Here is a 1,855-nt window from a genome sequence, read left to right on the forward strand (position 1 = left end):
AGCTGCCTCGCGGGTTGACCGCGGCCGAGCTGGCCGGCGGCTTCGGGCGTCCGGACGCATGGCCGTTGTCGAGCCAGCTCGAGCAGGGGTTCCTCCGCCGTGTCCAGTCCCTCCCGGCCGAGACGCAACGCCTGCTGTTCACCGCGGCCGCCGAGCCGGTGGGCGACGTGACGTTGTTGAGGCGTGCGGCCGAGCTGCTGAGGATCGACGTCGATGCCGCTGCGTCACGCGCCGACGCAGCGGAGCTGATCACACTCGGTACCCGGGTGCGGTTCCGGCACCCGCTGGTGCGCTCGGCGGCCTATCGCGCGGCAGGCCCGAAAGACCGTCGCGAGGTGCACCAGGCACTGGCAGACGCGACCGATGCTCAGCTCGATCCCGATCGCCGGGCCTGGCATCTGGCCGCCGCGACCTCGGGACCTGACGAGGAGGTGGCTGTCGAGCTGGAGCGCTCCGCGGGCCGGGCGCAGGCGCGCGGCGGCATTGCGGCGACGGCTGCGTTCCTCCAGCGCGCGGCCGCGCTGACGCAGGATCCTGCCCGCCGTGCGCAGCGCGCGGTGAATGCCGCACAGGCGAAGCTAGCCGCCGGGGCGTTCGAGCCGGCGGCGGCTCTCCTCGCCACAGCGGAGGCCGGACCCGTCGACGAGTTCGGGCTCGCGCGGATCGATGTGTTGCATGCCCAGATCGCGTTCGCCCAGAACCGCAGCAGTGAGGCTCCCCCGCTGCTGCTCGCCGCCGCTCGCCGGTTCGAGCGGCTCGACGTCGCGCTCGCCCGTGATACCTACTTGGACGCCGTCGCGGCGGCGATATTCGCCGGCCGCCTGGCGCGCGGCCCAGGCCTGCGGGAGGTGGGCGAGGCTGCCCGTGGCGCGCCCCGGCCGCGGCTGCCGCGGGTGTCCGACATGTTGCTGGATGCCGTTGCCGTGCGTCTCACCGACGGTTACTCGGCTGCGGCGCCGATGATGGAGCAAGCCCTCGAAGCGTTCTGTGACGAGGGCATACCCGTTCCGGAGGCGCTGCGCTGGTTCTGGCTGGCATCGGTCCTTGCTTCGGATCTGTGGGACGACGAGCGCGGGCACGTGGTCGCAACCCGTCACGTGACGATCACCCGCGCGGCCGGCGCGCTCAGCGCGCTCCCCGATGTGCTCGAATCCCGCGCACACATACACCTCCTCGCCGGGGAGCTGACGGCGGCCGCGTCGCTGATCGAGGAGGTTGGAACGGTGTGTGCGGCGACTGGGAGCACCCCGGCGCGCGTACTGCCGCTCGGCCTGGCTGCCTGGCGTGGTCGCGAGCGCGAGGCCCGCACGCTGATCGACGCGATAATGGCCGAGGCCGTACCGCGTGGCCAGGGGGCCGCCGTCACCGTCGCACACTCGTTCCACGCGGTGCTCTGCAACAGCCTCGGCCAATACACGGAAGCGCTGGCTGCGGCCCAAGAGGCAGCCGCACACCAGTGGGAGTTCGCCGCGCCGCGGTGGGGCTTGGTCGAGTTGATCGAGGCTGCCGCGCGTAGCGGCTCACCCGAGCTGGCGACCGACGCGCTCCAGCAGCTCTCGGAGACGACACGAGCCAGCGGCACGGACTGGGCACTGGGCATGGAAGCGCGCTCGCGGGCGCTCCTGAGCGAGGGCGACGCCGCGGAGCGGCTCTACCGTGAGGCGATCGAGCGGCTCGCCCGGACCCGGGTCCGCATGGAGCTGGCCCGCGCACAGCTCTTGTACGGCGAGTGGCTGCGCCGCGAGAACCGCCGCGTCGACGCCCGTACCCAACTGGGCATCGCACACGAGATGTTCAGCCAGATCGGGGCCGAGGCGTTCGCCGAACGCGCGCGAAGCGAGCTGCACGCCACGGG

General features: G+C 72.6%; 1 protein-coding gene. It reads left to right on the forward strand.

Translation table 11 applies throughout. The annotated features are described in order from the left end of the window. Positions 1-14 precede the first annotated feature (14 nt). A partial coding sequence (locus GAS53_RS54755) for an ATP-binding protein (protein ID WP_151485286.1) occupies positions 15-1,855 on the forward strand: 1,841 nt, incomplete at its 3' end.

This window comes from Streptomyces albicerus, assembly GCF_008905045.1.
Lineage (GTDB): Bacteria > Actinomycetota > Actinomycetes > Streptomycetales > Streptomycetaceae > Streptomyces > Streptomyces albicerus.